Genomic DNA, 20,328 nt, shown 5'->3' with positions numbered 1-20,328 from the left:
GATTAACTTTAACGCATCATTCCGCAGTAGCTCAGTGGTAGAGCACTCGGCTGTTAACCGAGCGGTCGTAGGTTCGAATCCTACCTGCGGAGCCAGTGCTTCCATAGCTCAGTTGGTAGAGCACTTCCATGGTAAGGAAGAGGTCACCGGTTCAAGCCCGGTTGGAAGCTTGTATGTCGCATATTGGCCCGTTGGTCAAGTGGTTAAGACACCGCCCTTTCACGGCGGTAACACGGGTTCGAATCCCGTACGGGTCATCTTTTATGGAGGATTAGCTCAGCCGGGAGAGCACTTGCCTTACAAGCAAGGGGTCGGCGGTTCGATCCCGTCATCCTCCACCATATACATCATGTGGCTAGAGTAATTAAAGATTACGCCGGCTTAGCTCAATTGGTAGAGCAACTGACTTGTAATCAGTAGGTTGCGGGTTCAAGTCCTGCAGCCGGCACCATCTGCGGAGGGGTAGCGAAGTGGCTAAACGCGGCGGACTGTAAATCCGCTCCCTTTGGGTTCGGCGGTTCGAATCCGTCCCCCTCCACCATTTGTTTTCACATAATGATTACATACATTTTTGTCATATCAATATCGGATTATTTTGCGAATTTCCTTCAGAAATTCTCAAAATAATCCTGCGGTGTTAATTCATGAAGTAAATTCTGAGAAGTTAACTCATGAAGTTATATCAATGGGCTATAGCCAAGCGGTAAGGCAACGGACTTTGACTCCGTGATGCGCTGGTTCGAATCCAGCTAGCCCAGCCATGTATATGATGAGCCATTAGCTCAGCAGGTAGAGCATCTGACTTTTAATCAGAGGGTCGGAGGTTCGAGTCCTCCATGGCTCACTTTTTGCGGAAGTAGTTCAGTGGTAGAACACCACCTTGCCAAGGTGGGGGTCGCGGGTTCGAGTCCCGTCTTCCGCTCCATGGGGCCTTAGCTCAGCTGGGAGAGCGCCTGCTTTGCACGCAGGAGGTCATCGGTTCGATCCCGATAGGCTCCATATCGTTGAAACCTTAGGCAAGATGATGCCTAAGGTTTTTTTGTTATTATTCATAGAATAAATATTCAAAAAGTTGTCGAGTTGAGCCAACTATTTCTCCTCATGTACAATAAAATACAGATGCAACGAGGGGAGGAGAACTAAGATGAACATTTCGATTATTGGTGTACCGATGGACTTAGGACAAACGCGGCGCGGAGTAGATATGGGACCGAGCGCCATTCGCTATGCGGGTGTTGTTGAACGTTTAGAGCGTTTAAACCATGATATCGAAGATTTGGGAGATATTCAAATTGGTCGTGCGGAGCGCGAACAAGATGTGACTAATCCAAAATTACGAAACTTGAAAGCGGTTGCGGAAGCGAACGAAAAACTGGCTGCTACAGTTGATGAAGTCGTGACGCGAGGCCGTTTTCCGCTTGTGCTTGGCGGGGACCATAGCATTGCGATCGGAACGCTTGCGGGAGTGGCTAAACATTATAAAAATTTAGGTGTCATTTGGTATGATGCACATGGAGATTTAAACACAGAAGAAACATCGCCTTCTGGAAATATTCATGGCATGCCGCTTGCTGCAAGTTTAGGACTTGGTCATCCTGCTTTAACAATGATTGGTGGCTATAGCCCAAAAGTAAAACCAGGACATATTGTAATTATTGGTGCTCGTTCGCTAGATGAAGGGGAAAAACAATTAATTAAAGAAAAAGGAATTAAAATATATACGATGCATGAAGTCGACCGGCTCGGCATGACAAAAGTAATGGAAGAAACGATTGCTTATTTGAAGGAACGAACAGATGGTGTGCATCTTTCCTTAGATTTAGACGGACTTGATCCACATGACGCACCGGGTGTTGGAACACCGGTAATTGGTGGGCTTACGTATCGCGAAAGCCATTTAGCTATGGAAATGTTAGCTGAAGCACAGATCATTACTTCGGCAGAATTTGTTGAAGTCAATCCGATTTTAGATGAACGTAATAAAACAGCAGCAACTGCTGTCGCTTTGATGGGATCATTGTTTGGTGAGAAGCTTGTATGAGAGGGTGGCATGATGTCCCCTCTCTATTTTTTAAAAAATATTTACATACTCATTGCGATTTATGGAACTTTGCTTTATGTTATTCGTATAAAATAGTAGCCCCCGTGCGGAGGTAAATATTGAATGGACATGTTTATTAAGCAACGTATTAAAGCGATAAAAAAAGGAGATCAAAGTGCATTCGCTGATATTGTTGAAATGTACAAAGATAAAATTTATCAACTGTGCTATCGTATGTTAGGGAATCGTCACGAGGCAGAAGATGCAGCCCAAGAGGCGTTCATTCGGGCGTATGTTAATATTCATACATACGATCCAACGATGAAATTTTCATCTTGGCTCTATCGTATTGCGACCAATTTATCCATTGATCGTATTCGCAAAAAAAAGCCGGACGTTTATTTAGATGCAGAGGTATCAGGAACAGACGGGCTAACGCTGTACTCCCAACTCGCAGATGAAAGTGCCTCTCCAGAAGATGCGCTTGAGAGTCTAGAATTGCAACAAATGGTTCAAGAAGCGATTTTAAAACTGCCCGAGAAATACCGTACTGTCATCGTTTTAAAATATATTGACGAGTTATCGCTACAAGAAATTAGTGACATTTTAAACTTGCCGATCGGTACAGTGAAAACGCGCATTCATCGTGGCCGCGAGGCATTGCGTAAACATTTAGGCCACTTATGATGAAAAGGAGTGAGACAAATGCCGTGCTCTGAAAAAATTGTTCAATGGATGCATAATTACTTGGACGGGGATATTCAAAAAGAAGAAGAACAACAATTGCGCAGCCATATTCAACAATGCGAAGCATGTCGAGAGCATTTTTACGAGTTGAAAAAAACAGCGGCCTTTGTTGAGAATGTTTCACACTTTATTCCTTCGGACGATTTTGTAAAAAAAGTGATGTATAATTTACCGCGAGAAAAACGTCGCGTGCGCTGGAAACGATGGTTTACTCATCATCCGTTTTTAACCGCCGCATCGCTATTTATCTTGTTAAGTACAAGCAGCTTATGGGCAGTTTGGCAAGAAGATAACGAGTTTTCATTTTCGAAACAGGAACATTTAATCGTGCAAAATCATACCGTCATTGTCCCAGAAGGAAAAGTAGTGGAAGGGGATATTGTCGTACGCAACGGCAATATTAAAATTGAAGGAGAAGTACATGGAAATGTAACCGTCATTAACGGTCATAAATATTTAGCTTCCGCTGGAGAAGTAACTGGACAAATTGAAGAAGTTAATGAAGTATTTGATTGGATTTGGTATAATGTAAAAAGAGTCGGTTACAATATCGCCAAAACATTAACGAAATAGCCATCCATATTGATGGCTTTTTTTACATGTGAGAGCAATTAGAATGAGTGAAGGAAGTGTAAGAATGCCATTTGGAGAGCTCCCAACATTTGTGAATTACCTCATTAAATTTGTAGATGTTCTCGTTGTTTGGTTTGTTATTTATAAGTTGATTATGCTTGTGCGTGGAACGAAAGCAGTGCAACTACTTAAAGGGATTATTGTCATTATTCTTGTTCGAATTGTAAGTAGCTTTGTTGGATTAAGTACGTTGCAATGGTTAATGGATCAGGCTATTACATGGGGATTTTTAGCCATTATTATTATTTTTCAGCCAGAGCTACGTCGCGCGCTTGAGCAGTTAGGACGGGGAAAACTGTTTTCGCGAAGCACGACGCCCGAAGAAGAAGAGCAAACGCACATCATTGATGCAATTACAAAGGCGACAGAATACATGGCAAAACGACGAATCGGGGCTCTTATTTCCATTGAACGAGAAACAGGAATGGGCGATTATATTGAAACCGGCATTCCACTACAAGCACATGTCTCATCAGAATTGTTAATTAACATTTTTATTCCAAACACGCCGCTTCACGACGGAGCTGTAATCATTCAGAAAAATCAAATTGCTGCAGCGTCATGCTACTTGCCATTATCGGAAAGTCCGTTCATCTCGAAAGAACTTGGCACACGCCATCGGGCAGCGCTAGGCATTAGCGAAGTGACAGACAGCATTACTGTTGTTGTATCAGAGGAAACAGGAGCGATTTCCGTTACGAAAAACGGGGAGCTTTACCGTGATTTAAAGTTAGATGTATTACGAGAATTGTTGACGAAAGAGCTCATTCAACAGAAAGCGACTTCTTCATCTCGTTGGCAGTGGAGGGCGAAAAAAAGTGGATAAATGGATGAATAGCCCATGGTTTATACGTATTTTTTCTTTGCTTTTAGCGCTTATGATTTACGTGTCAGTCAATATTGAAACACAATCGAATAGCACGTCACGAAGTACGGTTGGGCAAACGGATGTTGAAACGGTGACGGACGTTCCAGTTGTAGCGTATTATGATCAAGAAAACCTTGTTGTTTCTGGTATTCCTCAATCCGTTAATGTGATGCTTGAGGGACCGAAAAGCATCGTCACGCCAACCAAGCTGCAACGAGATTTTGAAGTGTATGTCGATTTATCTAAATTATCAATTGGTCAGCATACCGTTCCTTTGAAATACCGAAATATTTCGGAAAAGTTACGTGTCACCATTGATCCAGCGACAATCACTGTAACGATTGATGAACGAGTGTCAAAAGATTTTCCGGTGGAAGTCGACTTCATTAATAAATCCCAAATTGCAGATGGTTATTCGCCTGAACAACCAATTGTGAAGCCAAATGTTGTGAAAGTGACGGGAGCAAAAACATTAATTGATAAAGTGGCATTAGTAAAGGCACGTGTAGACTTAAAAGGAGTTGAAGAAACAATTGAGCGAGAGTCGAAAGTGACGGTATATGATAAAGAAGGAAATGTGTTGCCTCTTGATGTCGAGCCGTCTATCGTTGACATTACTGTGCCAATTAAAAGCCCAAGCAAAACTGTCCCATTAAAAATCGATCGAAAAGGAACGTTACGCGAAGGATTAAGCATTAGTAAAATGGAAGTAATTCCGAGTGAAGTAACGATTTTTGGACCAAAAGCAAAAATTGACGACATCGAATTTATTAGCGGCATTGAAGTCGATTTAAGCAATATTACAAGCAATACAACTTTACAAGTCGATGTACCTGTACCAAAAGGAGTCAAAGCAGTGGATCCAGCGAAAGTGACGATTTTAATTGAAATTGAACAGGAAAAAGAAAGAACATTTGATCAAGTTCCAATTGAAATCATCGGACTAAACGACGCGTACAAGGCAGAATTTATCGATCCTGCCGATCGAAATATTACGCTAACGGCTTTAGGGGCTCAACGTGTATTGGACGCTATTCAACTAAAAGATATTGAAGTATACTTAAACGTTAGTGAATTAGGTATCGGTGAACATGATGTGCCTATTGAAGTAAACGGACCTCAAAACGTTCGCTGGAAACTACCGCAAAAAGAAGCAACGATTCGTATTACAAGAAATGAGTAATGACAAAAGGAGCGATAGTATGGGTAAGTATTTCGGAACAGACGGTGTTCGAGGGATTGCCAATAGCGAATTAACGCCAGAGCTAGCTTTTAAGATTGGACGTTTTGGTGGCTACGTATTAACGAAAGATAAAGACCGTCCAAAAGTGTTAATCGGTCGCGACACACGCATTTCTGGTCATATGTTAGAAGGAGCGCTTGTTGCTGGATTGCTTTCTATCGGAGCAGAAGTGATGCGTCTAGGTGTCATTTCAACGCCGGGTGTAGCCTACTTAACAAAAGCGCTAGGGGCACAAGCAGGAGTTATGATCTCTGCTTCCCATAACCCCGTTCAAGATAACGGCATTAAGTTTTTCGGTCCAGATGGGTTTAAGCTTTCTGATGAACAAGAGTTAGAAATTGAAGCGCTTCTTGATAGCGAAGAAGATACATTACCTCGTCCAACAGGAAAAGATTTAGGACAAGTAAATGACTATTTTGAAGGTGGACAAAAGTATTTACAATACTTAAAACAGACAGTGGACGAAGATTTCTCAGGAATTCACGTTGCCCTTGATTGCGCCCACGGTGCGACATCGTCGTTGGCGACGCATTTATTTGCCGATTTGGATGCTGATGTGTCTACGATGGGGGCATCGCCGAATGGATTAAACATTAACGAAGGGGTTGGCTCTACTCATCCAGAGGCGCTAGCAGCGTTTGTGAAGGAAAAGGGAGCCGATGTTGGCTTAGCGTTTGATGGAGATGGCGACCGATTAATCGCAGTTGATGAAAATGGCCAAATCGTTGATGGGGACCAAATTATGTACATTTGCGCGAAATATTTAAATGAACAAGGGCGCTTAAAACATCAAACGGTCGTCTCGACAGTGATGAGCAACCTCGGTTTTTATAAAGCGCTCGAGGCGCAAGGAATAAAAAGTGTGCAAACAGCTGTAGGGGACCGTTATGTCGTCGAAGAAATGAAAAAGAACGGCTATAATTTAGGTGGAGAACAATCGGGGCATATTATTTTCCTTGATTACAACACGACAGGCGATGGATTGTTGACGGCGCTGCAGCTTGTCAACATTATGAAAATGACGAAAAAGCCGCTTTCTGAGCTAGCGGGGGAAATGAAAAAATACCCACAAAAATTAGTAAATGTAAAAGTAACAGATAAACAGGAAGCAATCGCAAACGAAGAAGTGCAACGTGTCATTCGCGAAGTGGAAGAAGAGATGGCTGGAAATGGTCGCATTCTCGTTCGCCCATCAGGGACGGAGCCGCTCGTTCGTGTGATGGCAGAGGCGCCGACAAATGAACTTTGCGATCAATACGTCGAGCGCATTGCAGCGGTCATTCGTGAGCGTTTTGGCACACAATAATGGTTTCGGTAGACAATATGCATAAATGGAACGGTTTATTCCATTTATGCATATTTTGTTTATACAGGGGTAAGCGATACACATTGACGTTTGCCTCTTTGTTGTTGTAAACTGTTGTTGTTTGACATCTTACGTGAAAGGAGGATAGACGGAAACGATCGTATAAAAGCGCCTGGACTAAGCTTTGGACGGGAAAAAAGCTTAGTTGACGAGGAGGAGGTTTATCGAGTGTTCGGCGGATGCCTCCCGGCTGAAGCGATGACAGCCGCAAGCTCTTTCTTAAAACAAAGAGGCGACTCTTTGCACAAAGGAAAGAGCGTTCATCGTAAGCAAGTCAATTATTTAAGGGGCAAGAGCCCCTTCTTGCCCCTAACATTAGGGAGGATTTTTTATGTGCGGAATCGTTGGTTATATTGGTGAACAACCATCAAAAGAAATTTTATTGTACGGGTTAGAAAAATTAGAGTATCGTGGATATGACTCTGCAGGGATTGCGTTATTAAATGAAAAAGGTGTACATGTATTTAAGGAAAAAGGACGGATTGCCGATTTGCGTGCCGTCGTTGCAGAAGATGTAGATGCACCGCTTGGCATCGGTCATACGCGTTGGGCGACACATGGCGTGCCAAACCGCGTGAATGCTCATCCACATCAAAGTGCATCTGGCCGCTTCACGCTTGTGCATAACGGTGTGATCGAAAACTACGAATTGTTAAAACGCGATTATTTAGCACATGTGACGTTTAAAAGTGACACAGATACAGAAGTTATTGTTCAGTTAGTCGAAACGTTTGTAAATGACGGATTGTCGGTGGAAGAAGCGTTCCGTAAGACGCTTTCGTTATTGAAAGGCTCGTATGCGATCGCTTTAATTGATGCAGAAAATGATGGCATCATTTACGCGGCGAAAAACAAAAGCCCGCTTTTAGCTGGGTTAGGCGAAGGATTTAATGTCGTCGCAAGCGACGCATTAGCGATGTTGCAAGTAACAAACCGATACGTCGAGTTAATGGATAAAGAAATCGTCATTGTCACAAAAGAAAGTGTGACGATTAAAAAGCTAAATGGTGAAGTCGTAGAGCGTGCACCGTATGTAGCGGAATTGGATGCAAGCGACATTGAAAAAGGAACGTATCCGTACTATATGTTAAAAGAGATTGATGAACAGCCGCTTGTCATTCGCCGTTTAATTGAAAAATATCGCAACGAACAAGGTGAACTAGCGATTGATGAAGACATTGTGCAAGCGATTAATGAAGCGGATCGCTTATATATCGTCGCGTGCGGCACGAGCTATCATGCTGGTTTAGTCGGTAAGCAATTGATCGAAAACTGGGCGAAAATCCCTGTTGAAGTGCACATTGCAAGCGAATTTTCATACAATATGCCGCTTTTATCGGAAAAACCGCTCTTTATTTATATTTCACAAAGCGGGGAGACGGCAGATAGCCGCGCGGTGCTCGTGCGCACGAAAGAGCTTGGTTATAAATCATTAACTATTACGAACGTGCCAGGTTCGACATTATCGCGCGAAGCAGATTATACGCTTCTTCTTCATGCTGGACCAGAAATCGCTGTTGCTTCAACGAAGGCATATACAGCACAAATTGCAGTGCTTTCGATGCTGGCTGCGGTGACTGCAAAAGCAAAAGGCATCGAATTGAATGTTGACGTAACAAAAGAACTTGGTATTGTAGCGAATGCGATGGAAACACTTTGTGATGCAAAACATGAAATGGAACAAATTGCACGTGAATATTTAGCGACAACACGCAACTGCTTCTTTATCGGTCGCGCGGTCGACTATTATGTTGTATTAGAAGGCGCGCTAAAGCTGAAAGAAATTTCTTACATTCAGGCAGAAGGTTTTGCAGGCGGGGAATTGAAGCACGGCACAATTGCGTTAATTGAAAAAGGTACACCGGTCATCGCACTTGCGACACAAGAACATGTGAATTTAAGCATTCGTGGGAACGTAAAAGAAGTTGTCGCTCGCGGTGCCAATCCGTGCATCATTTCCATGAAAGGATTAGACATGGAGGACGACCGTTTCGTCATTCCAGCTGTTCATCCAATGCTTACGCCGCTTGCATCTGTCGTGCCATTGCAATTAATTGCTTACTATGCAGCATTACACCGCGGCTGCGACGTCGACAAACCACGCAACTTGGCGAAATCGGTAACGGTGGAATAAAGCTTAAAAAACACACGTCATGGATTACGATGTATGTAATCGGACGTGTGTTTTTTATATGAATGTATGCTATGCCTTGTTGTTTCGTTTGTTTTGCTGATACAGTTGTACGATTTGTTCCTCCTGTTCGCTGATGATGACTTTTGGAACAAGGGTCGGTTTTTTGTTTTGATCGATGGCGACCATTGTTAAAAAGCATGTCGTTGTTAAGTGATGTTCACCTGTAAATAAATCCTCTGTTTCGACTTTGACGAATACTTTCATGGATGTGCGACCGGTCGAGTAGACGAATGCTTCAAGCTTTAAAATATCGCCAACTTTTGCGGACGAAATGAAATCAACTTTGTCAATCGAAACGGTGACGACTGCTTTTCGTGCATGACGCATGGCGGATATTGCCGCAATTTCATCAATATAGGCTAAAACCGTACCGCCAAAAATCGTGCCGAGATGGTTTGTATCAGAAGGTAATACGAGACGCGTTTGAATCGTTTTTGACTGCTCGACGCTTACTTCCATGATTTCATCCCTCCGTACGCTAAAAGACGCTCGCGGTATTCGCGTGCTGCCTCTACCATCACTTGAAGTGCGGCAATTGTTTCTTCTTCTTTTCGAGTTTTTAATCCGCAATCAGGATTGACCCAAAATTGTTCTGGACGAAGAACGCGAAGTGCCCGTTCGATTTGTTCGCTTAGTTCTTCTTTTGTCGGAATGCGTGGGCTATGAATGTCATACACCCCTAATCCGATTCCCTTCTCATACTCATATGTTTCAAATACAGAAACAAGTTCACCATGGCTTCGTGACGATTCAATGGAGATGACATCCGCATCAAGTTCATCAATGACGTGCATCATATGTTCAAATTGTGAATAGCACATATGCGTATGAATTTGCGTCTCCTTTTTCACCGATGAGGTCGTGATACGAAATGCGATAACGGCATCTTCCCAATACGATGCATGTTTTTTTGTTTTCAAAGGCAATCCTTCCCGTAATGCTGGCTCATCGACTTGAATGATGCGTATTCCTTCTTTTTCTAACTGCAGCACTTCTTCACGAATCGCAAGAGCGAGCTGAATGAGCACACGTTTCCGTGAAATATCGTTGCGAACGAACGACCAGTTTAAAATAGTTACTGGTCCTGTTAACATTCCTTTCACAGGTTTAGTCGTTAATGATTGGGCATATACTGTTTCTTCTATGGTCATCGGTTGTTGATAGGCAATATCGCTAAAAATAATAGGTGGGCGCACACAACGTGATCCATATGATTGCACCCAACCGTTTGTTGTGCATGCCATCCCTTGTAGTTTTTCGCCAAAAAACTCGACCATGTCTGTGCGCTCGAATTCGCCATGGACAAGTACATCGAGCTGTAGTTGTTCCTGAATATCGATCCATTTTTCAATTTCTTTCTTGATAAACGATTTGTACCTTTCGTCTTTCCACTCACCCTTTTTCCATTTCATCCGAGCTTGGCGCACGTCGCTCGTTTGTGGAAAACTGCCAATTGTCGTTGTCGGCAAAAGTGGAAGCTGCAAATGGGCTCGTTGTGCTTTTTGTCTTTCGCTGTAAGATGTTCGGTTTAATGGAACGGTTGTGATATCGTCTGTTTGCTTAGATTGACGGAACTTGGAAAAATAAACGGTTGTTTGTTCATCGTATTTGATTAGCTCGTCGATCGTTACGTTTCCTTTCATATGCTCTGTCAACATACGTATTTCATCTAATTTTTCATCCGCAAATGATAAAGTACTAGCAAGTTCTGTTGGTAACGTATGTTCATGTTTTGTTGTGACAGGGACATGTATTAAGCTGCAAGACGGTTGAATGACCAGTTGTTCAGAAACGCCTGCTAAATGATGAAGGAGCTTCGCTTTTTGCACAAGCGAACTTTTCCATACATTTCGGCCGTCGACAATACCAGCAACTAATATTTTATCTTTCGGAAATCCGTAAGTATTTATGTCTTCCATGTTTTCGCCATCATCATGAACAAAATCAAGCCCAATGCCTGCGACAGGCAAAGCAACAACTTCACGGTAATGAGATACGCTAGCAAAATACGTTTGTAAAATAATATTTATGTTCGGTATATCGCGGTGAAAAACGTTGTATACATGATGAAATGCGTTGATGATATCATCGTCTATATCTTGAACGAGAATCGGTTCATCCATTTGTACGAACGACACTCCAGCCTCACCTAGTTGTTTTAACAATTCCACATAAACAGGAACTAAGTGTGCAAGATGCTTTCGCCATTCGTTGCGATCGTATTGTTTCGAAAGTAAAAGAAATGTAATCGGTCCAAGTAACACAGGTTTTGCTTCAATATGGAACGTTTCTTTTATTAGTTTGTATTCTTGCAATAGCCGATTTTCCACCAATTTCGGCTTAGTTTGCCCGATTTCAGGAACGATGTAGTGATAATTTGTATTAAACCATTTCGTCATTTCAAGGGCATGTTGTCCGTTCGTGCCACGCGCCATCGCAAAGTATTGCTCTAGCGGATTAACTATTTGTTTGAATCGCTCTGGAATATATCCGAACATAAATGCTGTATCTAACACGTGATCGTATAAGGAAAAATCTCCGATCGGAATGAGATCAATTCCTTTCTCGACTTGTTTGCGAATCGAATCAAGTCGAATCGTTTCCATTGTTTTTGTGAATTGATCTTTGTCTATTTGCCCATTCCAAAAAGATTCTAATGCTTTTTTCCATTCCCTCTTTTCTCCAATACGTGGATATCCTACATTCGAACTGTAGATTAACATATACAAGCACCTCCAGTTATTTGATCCCAATCAAGCAAAAAAAGCCCTCTTCCAAACAGAAGGAGGGCATAGCTAACTCGTATTGAGATACGTGAAGTGCCTCAACATCATATGTCCTCACTCCTCCCTATGACGCGTAGGTCGTAAGTGCATACAACAGGCAGGTCTCCTGACTTAGCTTCATCGCCGTTTATCTCCTTCCCATTTCGCGTGAAACAGTGGATGATGATAAACAGCTCTGCATCACAGTGGCGCGACCGTGTTGGATTTTCACCAAACTTCCCTTTTAAGATTCACAGCATGTGTGAACCACCTGTTGCGTGAACTTATTATTTTGTTGTATAAAATTCAGAATAAACGAACTTTTTGTTTTTTTCAACCGAAATATTTTCTCGTGTGGAGTTTTGAGAGATGTAACGCCGTAGTTAATGGTTATATTTTTCTTTTAAGTTAATATTAATATTTTATTGATAATTTTATGTTAAAAAGTATTGATTTTTTTTGTTATAGTTTTACATAAAGTGGATTTAAATATAAATTTTTTTAATGAAAGGGAGGCAGAAGGGTTATGTTAACTAACGAAAACAAAAACTTGCTAATGAAAATAAAGGACATTTTGATTCGAGAAGTTCCTAAAACGACCGATATTATACAAATATATAGATTGTTACAGGATAATAATTACTCGGAATACAAGTGTAGTGTACTAAAAGAACCTCGTTGGAGCGATGATGCATTTATTGTAAAAATTTCAGATAGTAACTCATCGGACTTTACGTTGAAAATTCACTATGATAAATATCCTATGGCATCACATGTTTATAATTCTCCCCATTTACTTACCAAGCTGGAGCAGTGTTTATTTTCAACCACTATTGTTGAAACATTTATTATACCCAATGGCCACCTAAATAACATAAGGTTTGTCTTTTATGAATATATTGACGGTACTCCGCTAGATAAGCTATATACATGCACCTTAAAACCATGACTTCTGTATGAACACCTTTTTTCATGGCTATACTGCTCCTAAATATTTCTATACAAAAGGAGCGGAATTGGCATGAAACGTCTGAAAATCACAAATGATCACGGCTGGACACCTCGAACCCTTCGGAAACAAGAACGGAAAATCAAAGATGCTTCCCTCCGTGTTCGGGTGACCGCTGTTCGTCTTGTCATGGAAGGTCACCTCGGTAAAGATGTGGCGAAAATGGTCAATGTGTGCCGTCAATCGGTTGCCCTCTACGTTGCGCGGTTTAATCAAGGTGGGCTCGATCATCTACTCGATCGTCGCTTACCACCTGGTCGCGTGCCATTTCTTACGGAAGAACAACAACAAGAAATCAGACAACTCGTGTTAACTACTACACCTGTGGATGCTGGCTGGGGCATCGCTTCGTCATGGAACACGCGCATTTTACAATCTTACATTCAACAAACCTATGGTGTTTCCATGTCACGGGAAGGGATTCGCAAGTTGTTGCATCGTTTGCGTTTGTCATGGACACGCCCGACGTATAAGCTCGTCAAAGGAGACGCTAAGCGTCAAGCTGCTTTTCAAAGAGAACTTGAATTTATAAAAAAAAACTAATTACCGAGAATGCCATGCTGTTTTATGTGGATGAGACACATGTTCGTGCCTATCAAGCGCTACGTACGACATGGGCAGAAGTAGGCAACCAAAAACAAGTCCCGAGCTACGGTCACCACGCCCACGTTTCTATTTTTGGCGCCGTCGATGTTCAACAAGGCGATGTGGTATTTCATCGCGCATCATCCGCCAATGCCGAAACGTTCCTCGACTTTTTGCGCCGATTGAAAGAGAAATATACGGACCGATTCCTCGTGCTTGTGTTGGACAATGCGCGTATTCATCATGCCAAGATGGTGCAAGCCTTTCTTGATGGCGAGGAAGGCGATGCTTTTCATTTCATCTTTTTGCCACCGTATTCTCCACAGTTAAATCCGATTGAACGGCTGTGGAAGTGGTTGAAAGATGAAGTGATTGCCAACGTTTTTCACAAGGATCAAAATGACATTGCCCAATCCATTACTCGCTTTGAACAGTACGTTCTACAACACCCGGATGAGGTGTTACGCCGCATGGGGTGTGCTGTGTGAATCAGAGGTTAAAATGCCAATTTGGATGTATATATCAATTGTTTGGGATTGCACTTACCATTTGCGAATATCCCCTACTTCTTCAGTTTCTAGGATCTTGATTCCTTGTTCATTAACTATATCTATATACTTTGCGCTACTTTCAATATAAAAAGCAATATAATTATACTTAATATCCTTATAAGAAAAACTGTTTGTAGATTCTGATGTAGTGTTGCCGTATATAATTTTTACTGTATTTTTATTTAATTGGATATCTTTGATAACTAGCTCACTATTATCTAAATAGCTGTTTCTTGCAATTAGGATCGAAAAGATATATCCGTCTTGAATCCCTCTCTCTCTTTTAATTACCACCACATCTCTTTTTTGAAGAGACTTTAGTATTTTGGAGAAGAAGTATATCTTACCTATAAAGCTTTGAACTTTTAGATTGAACATTTTATTTTGTTCTAGTTTAAATTTTGTTATATTCAATATTAAACAACCTTTCACTTTAATATATATATGTTTAAAATATAATCAAGTATATAAGATTTTCAGAAAGGGGATGTAGTAATGAATTCACAAAAGATCCTAATTTCTTTTATGTTTTTACTTCTTGTAATCTTGGCCGGTTGTAATAATGCAACTACTAGGAGCGTCTCTGAAGTCGATAAAAATTCTTTGCCTATAGGGACAGTAGTTAAATTAAAGGAACTAGATGAAAAAATAATGATTTATGGAAATAACGTCACTCGAAGCACAGATAACAAGAAATATAGGTACCTAGGCTGTTTTTATCCAGATGGTTTTACTTCTAATGATTATAATGTATTTTTTAATGCTAATGATATCGAAGAAGTTTACTATTTAGGCTACAAAGAATGATTATTATAATTACTAAGTAAGGGAAGTCTGCTACGTAAGTAAACTTCCCTTCGGCATTCTTTAAAGGCTAGTTCTCAGAATTTTCTCTTCTTGATTTTCATATCCTTTAAATACCAATGTTTCGATAGCGTCCTTGTTAAAGAAAATATTATACGCATTATTGATAAATCCGTGAGGATAAGGACATCCTACATAATCGTATTGTTTTCCTGTAGTAGACTGCACTACATTTCTTCCATATATCATTACCAAATAATTAATACCATCTAATTTTACTACGCTACCTATTGGTAGAATATCTTTCATAATCATACAGATACCTAGCCTTTCAATTCAATTCCCCAACCAAAGCCTACACCAAGGGCTGTATAAGCTTTTACTTTAGTTTTACTAATATCATATTTTGCTCCAATTGATCCTACTCCTATAGAACCACTGATTGATATTGATTTCTTCGTAAATGGGATCTTGATATCGATACTTGATGAGTATTTATGGAGTGTAGCCTCTCCACCAATTGAAATCCCCTTTTTATTGGCTTTGGCATGCGCTTCAACTTCCCCAACAGATACTTTCGCTTCTCCACCTACATATTTGCTTTTTGCAGAGACACTAGCGCCTGGACCACTGCAGCTTGCTCCCCCTCCTACTCCCCAACCACTGGAGTATCCCTTACTTACAGAACAATTCGGTGTATGAATTGCAACACCCATAACACTGATCCTCCTTTAGATCAAAAAATAAATTATCGCCCATATTATACCACATAAATATAAAAATGGTGTATTTGATAACCTAAAATTGAGCCACTTTTCAACGGTTCGATCACATAAATCTCCGTTTCCGACCTATAAGCTCGTCAAAGGCGATCCAGTGCGTCAAGCAGCCTTTGAAAAAGAACTCGAGTTTATAAAAAAACTAATCATGGAAGAAATCGTTCTTCTTCATGTCGATGAGACGCATGTTCGTGCCTATCTAAACATGGGTTAGTCAAATAACACTCGCTTTTATGGCGAGATTTTTTTATTTTTTCGCTTTACATTGACGTTACGTAAACGTTTATAGTGAAATTGTCAGGAGGTGATTGGGTGGAATATACGGTGCAACAGTTAGCGAAATTGGCGGGGGTGACGAGCCGAACGCTAAGGTATTACGATGAAATCGGTCTGTTGAAACCGGCAAGGGTTAATGCATCAGGCTATCGCATATACGGACAAAAAGAGGTAGACCGGCTCCAACAAATTTTGTTTTATCGCGAACTCGGGGTGGATTTAGAAACGATTAAGCAAATCATCATGTCCCCGTCATTTGACGACGTACAGGCGTTAAAGCAACATCGCGAAAAACTCTTGGCAGAACGGCGGCGGTTAGAAGCGTTAATCGCCAATGTCGAAAAAACGCTATTAGCGAAAGAAGGGAGAATCATCATGAGCGACAAAGAAAAATTTGAGGCGTTTAAACAGCAGCTCATTGACGAAAACGAACGGAACTATGGCAAAGAAATTCGGGAAAAATATGGGGAGGAACAGGTGAACAAAGCAAACGAAAAAGTAAAAAACATGACGCAAGCACAATACGAAGAAGTAACAAAGCTTGGCGAAGAAGTATTGCGCGTATTGCATGAAGCGTTTTTGACTGGCGACCCAGCGGGAGAGCTTGCCCAAAAAGCAGCCGATTTACATCGTCAATGGTTAGGGTACTTTTGGGACCATTACTCAAAAGAAGCACATGCAGGATTGGCACAAATGTATGTGGATGATGAACGATTTAAAGCATACTACGATCAGAAACAACCAGGAACGGCGGAATTTTTCCGTGAGGCGATTTTTATTTATACAGGTAAAAAATAGGCAGGCATCAGCCTGTCTTTTTACATTGTAAAAGTTTGAAAAAAGATGTATATTTAAATGAGAATGATAATCAAATTTAAGGGTGATAACGATGGAACAAGTATATGATGTGACAATTATTGGAGGGGGGCCGGCAGGGCTATATGCTACGTTTTATAGCGGACTTCGAGAAATGAAAACGAAATTGATTGAGTATCAAGCGCAGCTAGGTGGAAAATTGCATGTGTATCCAGAAAAAATGATTTGGGATGTTGGGGGGCATGCTCCGATTACAGGAGAGAAATTACGCGAACAACTTGTTAAACAAGCGCTTACCTTTAATCCGACCGTTGTATTAAATGAAAAAGTTGAAACGATTCAGCGAAGAGAAGACGGCATATTCATTTTACAAACATCATCTGGTCAACGACATATATCGAAAACGATCATTATTGCGGTAGGAAGTGGCATATTAAAGCCGCAAAAACTTCAAATTGAAGGAGCAGAAAAGTTTGAGATTACAAATTTACACTATACGGTGAAATCGTTAAAACAATTTAAAGAGAAAACGGTGATTATTTCGGGTGGGGGGAATACAGCGATTGATTGGGCAAATGAACTCGTGCCAATTGCGAAAAAAGTATATGTCACTTATCGTAATGAATCGTTAAAAGGACATGAGGCGCAAGTGACGCAATTATTAAATAGTTCTGCCATTTGCTTTTTCCATACGTCCATTACAAAATTAGTTGCCAGCCCCAACCATGAAACGATTGAGCGAGTGGTATTGACAAATCATGAGACGGGCGATGTGTTTGAACTCGATGTAGATGATGTCATTATTAGCCACGGATATGAACGAGATGCCTCATTGCTTACCAACAGTGAACTACCCATTCAAATGGTTGACAAATATTATATTGCGACAAATGCAAAAGGAGAATGTTCTGTTCCGGGGTTATATGCAGCTGGCGATATTTCAAAATATGATGGAAAGTTATATTTACTTACAGGTGCTTTCCAAGACGCAGCGAATGCGGTAAATAGTGCGAAACGTTTCATTGAACCCACTGCCGATCCGTATGCGATGGTATCTTCACATCACGAAGCGTTTAAGGAGCGAAATCGAGAGTTAGTGAAACAAATGTTAAAATAATAGTAATGCATAAATTCGTTTGTTTTAACGCAAACTTTCGGTAAAACAAACGAGGTGAAAATTTTGCTTAAACAACGAAACATATGGATGATGGTGTTGATGTTATTTATATTAACAGCGTACAGCCACCCACTTCATGTGACAACGAAGCAAATAAAATATACAAATGAACTGATGGAAGTCGATTTGAATATTCCGATCGTATCCGGATCGATCAACCAATCTTTCCAGCGCCAAGTCAATCGTTTATTGCGTAAGGAGTCGCTTGATTTAAAGCGTGAAGTAGAAAAGCAAGCGCGAGAAAATATGGCAATAAGCAAAAAGGAAGGATTTCCATATCGATTGCATGCAGCAGTCAGCAATTATGAAGTGACGTACAATCAACATGGCATTTTAAGCATTCCTGTTACGTTATATAGCTATACAGGTGGGGCGCACGGAATGACAGTTAAAGTGCCAAATAATTTTGATTTTCATGAAGGAAAATCGTTACAACTTATCGATTTATTTAAAAAGGGAACGAACTATAAGCAAGTGATTACGAACGAAGTGATTGCACAAATAAAAAAAGAAAATGACTTGTATTTTGATAATGCCATCGATGTTGTAAAAAAGATGCCAAATGATCAGCCTTACTATATAACAAGTGACGGCATTGTCGTTTATTACAAGTACAATCGGAGAAAGCCCATGCAGGGTGTAGCCCGTCTTTAGACATGGGATGAACCGATTGCTTTGACGTAGTCAAAGATGGTATACTACTCTTATAGAGAAGAAAAATCCAACGTCTTGAATCGGGCGCACAGGGCGATAAGCACCAGTGAGGTGCTTGCCCATGAAAGTCTTGTGGAATTAGAGTCAGTATCCATGCGAAGGTATGGAAGAAGCTCTATAGTACACAAGAACCCCGTGGCTTTAGCCATCGGGAGGTTCAGCCTGTGTAGTTGTCAAGACATATGGTACAATGGAGGCGATGTGTTCTAACATCGCCTTTTTTTCGGGAAATTTCCCCGGAAATCGACAACATTTGCACGTGTTGTCGATGAGGAGAGAGATCAATTTGTTTTTAAAAAACACTCTTTGTATTTTTTTTGTATAATTAAGAAAGGAGATTTGACGTTTGATTTATATATGGCTTATTGCACTATTTTTCATTTATAGCATATTGCCAACGTTGATTGTCCGCATTTTCTCACTTCGTGTACAAAAGAAGGTGAAAAACGGTGGGGCATTAACGTTTGACGATGGTCCAGATCCGGTGTACACGCCTCAGTTGCTTGATTTGTTGAAAAAACACAATGTAAAAGCGACGTTTTTCGTTGTTGGGTGGAAGGCGAAAAAATACCCATATCTGATCATCTGATCAAACGAATGCAAGAAGAAGGTCATACGATCGGTTTACACCATTATTATCATACGAGCAACTGGTTTCTTCTGCCGTTTGTTACGGAATGGGAGCTTGAACGATCAGCACGCGTCATTGAGCACATTACAGGCGTTCGTCCGGTATACTATCGTCCGCCGTGGGGACATTTAAACATATGGACGGTGCTGATGCAAAAAAAGTATAAAATCGTCATATGGACATATATTCTTGGTGATTGGAATGCTTCATTAGGTGTTGATCGCCTTTATGAACGACTAATGAGCAGTATAGAAGATGGAGCCATTATCGTATTGCATGATAGTGGTTCAACAATTGGCGCAGATGAACATGCACCCGCCAACATGATCGCAACGTTAGAAAGACCATTCCAACATACAAACGTAAAATGGGTAAAGCTGAATGAAGAGTAAAGGGGAATGGAGAAGTGGAAGCGAACAGCGTGTTAACGTATATTCAATCTCATGGCTATATTGTATTATTTCTTTCCTGAATCCGTGATGAATTGAAATCGACTTTGATTTTGTTGTAATTTTTATGGATTGATAATCCATAAAACCCTTTTTATGCTTATGACCTATGTCATCTCTATTTCCGAAAATGGAACAAATCTCTTTTTTAGGTATACGAACCAAAAAATAGACAAAAAAGCCCAGGGAGTGACGTTGGACATCAGCGCTCGAACATTCGTTCGTTATCTTGCCTCTCTCCATTTCTGATAGACGTTCAGTAGGGGCTCGCTATAGCCACTCCTTCGCGTCAGTTTCATCCAGATCTGTCGTGATCGGCGGACGAGTCGCCCTGCCATCGTGATCACCGTCTGAATGATCGTCTTGATGCGGCGGCGTTTCACTTTATGATGTAATGGATGTCTCGGATCGCTTAATAGATCTTGTCCAATCAGACGAAGAAGGTTGTACACGAATGCTCCCATGACTAACACGAGCGCATTCGTTTTCATCTTCCCTGATGGAAGTCGCTCTAAATCTAAGTCGCTTTTCAGTTCGCTATGAAACTGTTCGCATGTCGCATGATCGTGATACAATGCGAGCACATCACTCATTCGAACATGCTCGTATCCTTCGAGGCGCACCCAGTAGCTTTCGACTTCGTAATTAGGAACGAGCATCAGCTGTCCATTTCGTTCCAT

General features: G+C 41.1%; 19 protein-coding genes, 10 tRNA genes, 1 pseudogene and 1 riboswitch. Of the genes and pseudogenes, 24 read left to right on the top strand and 6 right to left on the bottom strand.

What is annotated here, in order from left to right; translation table 11 throughout:
* Positions 1–20 precede the first annotated feature (20 nt).
* From BM213_RS10875 to glmS, 17 genes are all read left to right on the top strand, one after another.
* Positions 21–95 (top strand) — tRNA-Asn (locus tag BM213_RS10875).
* Positions 96–97: 2 nt separating this feature from the next.
* Positions 98–170, top strand: a tRNA-Thr gene (locus BM213_RS10870).
* Between the two features lie 15 nt (positions 171–185).
* A tRNA-Glu gene (locus tag BM213_RS10865) sits at positions 186–257 on the top strand.
* A gap of 8 nt (positions 258–265) precedes the next feature.
* Positions 266–341 (top strand) — tRNA-Val (locus tag BM213_RS10860).
* Positions 342–375: 34 nt separating this feature from the next.
* Positions 376–451, top strand: a tRNA-Thr gene (locus BM213_RS10855).
* A gap of 5 nt (positions 452–456) precedes the next feature.
* A tRNA-Tyr gene (locus tag BM213_RS10850) sits at positions 457–541 on the top strand.
* A 145-nt stretch (positions 542–686) separates the two neighbouring features.
* Positions 687–761: transfer RNA gene (locus BM213_RS10845), tRNA-Gln, on the top strand.
* Positions 762–771: 10 nt separating this feature from the next.
* Positions 772–844: transfer RNA gene (locus BM213_RS10840), tRNA-Lys, on the top strand.
* Positions 845–850: 6 nt separating this feature from the next.
* Positions 851–925 (top strand) — tRNA-Gly (locus tag BM213_RS10835).
* 1 nt (position 926) lies between these two features.
* Positions 927–999: transfer RNA gene (locus BM213_RS10830), tRNA-Ala, on the top strand.
* Between the two features lie 145 nt (positions 1,000–1,144).
* Positions 1,145–2,041, top strand: a complete 897-nt coding sequence (gene rocF, locus BM213_RS10825; RefSeq protein ID WP_091704008.1) for an arginase — start codon at positions 1,145–1,147, stop codon at positions 2,039–2,041.
* Between the two features lie 123 nt (positions 2,042–2,164).
* A complete protein-coding gene (gene sigW / locus BM213_RS10820; RefSeq protein WP_091704005.1) occupies positions 2,165–2,728 on the top strand; it encodes an RNA polymerase sigma factor SigW in 564 nt (187 codons plus the stop codon).
* A gap of 18 nt (positions 2,729–2,746) precedes the next feature.
* Positions 2,747–3,361: an anti-sigma factor family protein gene (locus BM213_RS10815; protein ID WP_091704002.1), complete on the top strand. Its 615-nt coding sequence runs from the start codon at positions 2,747–2,749 to the stop codon at positions 3,359–3,361.
* 64 nt (positions 3,362–3,425) lie between these two features.
* Entirely contained in the window at positions 3,426–4,247 is an 822-nt protein-coding gene (gene cdaA, locus BM213_RS10810) for a diadenylate cyclase CdaA (protein ID WP_091703999.1), read from the top strand.
* Complete coding sequence (locus tag BM213_RS10805) at positions 4,240–5,472, top strand: CdaR family protein (protein WP_091703997.1); 1,233 nt, start codon at positions 4,240–4,242, stop codon at positions 5,470–5,472. The genes cdaA and BM213_RS10805 overlap by 8 nt, the downstream gene beginning before the upstream one ends.
* 19 nt (positions 5,473–5,491) lie before the next feature.
* A complete protein-coding gene (gene glmM / locus BM213_RS10800; RefSeq protein ID WP_091703994.1) occupies positions 5,492–6,838 on the top strand; it encodes a phosphoglucosamine mutase in 1,347 nt (448 codons plus the stop codon).
* 391 nt (positions 6,839–7,229) lie between these two features.
* Entirely contained in the window at positions 7,230–9,032 is a 1,803-nt protein-coding gene (gene glmS / locus BM213_RS10795; protein ID WP_091703991.1) for a glutamine--fructose-6-phosphate transaminase (isomerizing), read from the top strand.
* Between the two features lie 69 nt (positions 9,033–9,101).
* Here the strand turns inward: glmS and BM213_RS10790 are convergent, their stop codons facing one another.
* Positions 9,102–9,551, bottom strand: a complete 450-nt coding sequence (locus tag BM213_RS10790) for an acyl-CoA thioesterase (protein ID WP_091703989.1) — start codon at positions 9,549–9,551, stop codon at positions 9,102–9,104.
* Entirely contained in the window at positions 9,542–11,815 is a 2,274-nt protein-coding gene (gene metE / locus BM213_RS10785; RefSeq protein ID WP_091703985.1) for a 5-methyltetrahydropteroyltriglutamate--homocysteine S-methyltransferase, read from the bottom strand. Before metE ends, BM213_RS10790 begins: the two co-directional genes overlap by 10 nt.
* A gap of 142 nt (positions 11,816–11,957) precedes the next feature.
* Positions 11,958–12,147: riboswitch (cobalamin riboswitch) on the bottom strand.
* A 731-nt stretch (positions 12,148–12,878) separates the two neighbouring features.
* On the opposite strand from metE, the gene BM213_RS10775 reads away from it, so the two are divergent.
* Both BM213_RS10775 and BM213_RS14525 read left to right on the top strand, forming a co-directional pair.
* On the top strand, positions 12,879–13,409 hold the full coding sequence (locus BM213_RS10775) for a winged helix-turn-helix domain-containing protein (RefSeq protein WP_006322879.1): 531 nt from the start codon (positions 12,879–12,881) through the stop codon (positions 13,407–13,409).
* Positions 13,410–13,435: 26 nt separating this feature from the next.
* Entirely contained in the window at positions 13,436–13,939 is a 504-nt protein-coding gene (locus tag BM213_RS14525) for an IS630 family transposase (RefSeq protein ID WP_244149265.1), read from the top strand.
* A 54-nt stretch (positions 13,940–13,993) separates the two neighbouring features.
* Here BM213_RS14525 and BM213_RS10765 read toward each other — a convergent pair whose 3' ends face one another.
* A complete protein-coding gene (locus tag BM213_RS10765) occupies positions 13,994–14,416 on the bottom strand; it encodes a hypothetical protein (RefSeq protein ID WP_091703982.1) in 423 nt (140 codons plus the stop codon).
* 81 nt (positions 14,417–14,497) lie between these two features.
* Here BM213_RS10765 and BM213_RS10760 point away from each other — a divergent pair, with 81 nt between their 5' ends.
* Positions 14,498–14,809, top strand: coding sequence for a DUF4176 domain-containing protein (locus BM213_RS10760; protein WP_055442027.1), 312 nt, complete (start codon positions 14,498–14,500; stop codon positions 14,807–14,809).
* Positions 14,810–14,869: 60 nt separating this feature from the next.
* On the opposite strand, the gene BM213_RS10755 is transcribed toward BM213_RS10760, so the two are convergent.
* Positions 14,870–15,121, bottom strand: a complete 252-nt coding sequence (locus BM213_RS10755) for a DUF4176 domain-containing protein (RefSeq protein ID WP_055442026.1) — start codon at positions 15,119–15,121, stop codon at positions 14,870–14,872.
* Positions 15,122–15,129: 8 nt separating this feature from the next.
* Positions 15,130–15,522 (bottom strand): hypothetical protein, encoded by a 393-nt coding sequence (locus BM213_RS10750; RefSeq protein WP_055442025.1) that lies wholly within the window; start codon positions 15,520–15,522, stop codon positions 15,130–15,132.
* 375 nt (positions 15,523–15,897) lie between these two features.
* Here BM213_RS10750 and BM213_RS10740 point away from each other — a divergent pair, with 375 nt between their 5' ends.
* The 4 genes and pseudogenes from BM213_RS10740 (at position 15,898) to BM213_RS10725 (ending at position 19,591) form a co-directional block, all read left to right on the top strand.
* The gene (locus BM213_RS10740; protein ID WP_091703977.1) at positions 15,898–16,659 is read left to right on the top strand and encodes a MerR family transcriptional regulator; all 762 of its coding nucleotides are present in this window, start codon (positions 15,898–15,900) and stop codon (positions 16,657–16,659) included.
* 91 nt (positions 16,660–16,750) lie between these two features.
* Positions 16,751–17,794 (top strand): NAD(P)/FAD-dependent oxidoreductase, encoded by a 1,044-nt coding sequence (locus tag BM213_RS10735; protein ID WP_091703974.1) that lies wholly within the window; start codon positions 16,751–16,753, stop codon positions 17,792–17,794.
* A gap of 54 nt (positions 17,795–17,848) precedes the next feature.
* Positions 17,849–18,508, top strand: coding sequence for a DUF3298 and DUF4163 domain-containing protein (locus BM213_RS10730; protein ID WP_244149264.1), 660 nt, complete (start codon positions 17,849–17,851; stop codon positions 18,506–18,508).
* 406 nt (positions 18,509–18,914) lie between these two features.
* Positions 18,915–19,591, top strand: a pseudogene (locus BM213_RS10725) (polysaccharide deacetylase family protein).
* A gap of 281 nt (positions 19,592–19,872) precedes the next feature.
* On the opposite strand, the gene BM213_RS10720 reads toward BM213_RS10725, so the two are convergent.
* On the bottom strand, positions 19,873–20,328 hold a 456-nt coding region (locus BM213_RS10720), incomplete at its 5' end, for a transposase (RefSeq protein WP_208601909.1).

It is taken from the genome of Anoxybacillus pushchinoensis (assembly GCF_900111795.1).
Taxonomy (GTDB): Bacteria; Bacillota; Bacilli; order Bacillales; family Anoxybacillaceae; genus Anoxybacillus; species Anoxybacillus pushchinoensis.
This window is presented reverse-complemented; position numbering and strand designations above follow the sequence as displayed.